Annotated in this window: 1 rRNA gene; it reads left to right on the top strand. The window is 54.7% G+C overall.

The features are described from left to right. Positions 1 to 1,482 (top strand): 23S ribosomal RNA (locus tag ABD089_RS13705); the annotation flags it as partial.

Below are 1,482 nucleotides of genomic sequence, written 5' to 3'. Positions count from 1 at the left end.
ACCAAGAGCCGATGAAGGACGTTGTAACCTGCGATAAGCCATGGGGAGCTGGTAAACGAGCTGTGATCCATGGATCTCCGAATAGGGAAACCTCGAAATACCGGAGTCATGTCCGGCGACCTCAGCCTGAACACATAGGGCTGTTGGAGGGAACGTGGGGAAGTGAAACATCTCAGTACCCACAGGAAGAGAAAACAACCGTGATTCCGTGAGTAGTGGCGAGCGAAAGCGGAGGAGGCCAAACCGTGTGTGTGTGATAGCTGACAGGCGTTGCACATACGGTGTTGTGGGGCCATTCGGACCGTCCTGTCAGGCGGTCAAGGAGTCAAAAATGGACTGTGAAGACGAACGACCTGGGAAGGTCGAGCATAGAGGGTAATACTCCCGTAGTCGTAAATTGTCCACTCCTGAGTGTCACCCCAAGTAGTGCGGAACCCCTGAAATTCCGCACGAATCTGGCGGGACCACCCGTTAAGCCTAAATACTCCTTGGTGACCGATAGCGGACAAGTACCGTGAGGGAAAGGTGAAAAGTACCCCGGGAGGGGAGTGAAATAGTACCTGAAACCGATCGCATACAATCCGTCGGAGCCTGCAAGGGTGACGGCGTGCCTTTTGAAGAATGAGCCTGCGAGTTAGTGGTGTGTGGCGAGGTTAACCCGTGTGGGGAAGCCGTAGCGAAAGCGAGTCCGAACAGGGCGATTGAGTCGCACGCTCTAGACCCGAAGCGTAGTGATCTATCCATGGCCAGGTTGAAGCGACGGTAAGACGTCGTGGAGGACCGAACCCACTTGGGTTGAAAACCGAGGGGATGAGCTGTGGATAGGGGTGAAAGGCCAATCAAACTACGTGATAGCTGGTTCTCCCCGAAATGCATTTAGGTGCAGCGTCGTGTGTTTCTTCCCGGAGGTAGAGCACTGGATGGTCTAGGGGGCCCAACAGCTTACCGAAATCAACCAAACTCCGAATGCCGGGAAGTGAGAGCACGGCAGTGAGACTGCGGGCGATAAGGTTCGTAGTCGAGAGGGAAACAGCCCAGATCATCAGCTAAGGTCCCTAAGCGATAACTAAGTGGAAAAGGATGTGGAGTTGCGGAGACAACCAGGAGGTTGGCTTGGAAGCAGCCACCCTTGAAAGAGTGCGTAATAGCTCACTGGTCAAGTGATTCTGCGCCGACAATTTAGCGGGGCTCAAGTTATCCACCGAAGCTATGGCATTCACATGTGTACCTGATTTCGATCCAGGTGTGTGGATGGGTAGGGGAGCGTCGTGTGCGCGGTGAAGCGGCGGGGTGACCCAGTCGTGGAGAGCACACGAGTGAGAATGCAGGCATGAGTAGCGAATGACGGGTGAGAAACCCGTCCGCCGAATATCCAAGGGTTCCAGGGTCAAGCTAATCTGCCCTGGGTAAGTCGGGACCTAAGGCGAGGCCGACAGGCGTAGTCGATGGACAACGGGTTGATATTCCCGTACTGACGAAACA

The sequence above is a fragment of the Luteococcus sanguinis genome (genome assembly GCF_039527675.1).
In the GTDB taxonomy this organism is placed as follows: domain Bacteria; phylum Actinomycetota; class Actinomycetes; order Propionibacteriales; family Propionibacteriaceae; genus Luteococcus; species Luteococcus sanguinis.
This window is presented reverse-complemented; position numbering and strand designations above follow the sequence as displayed.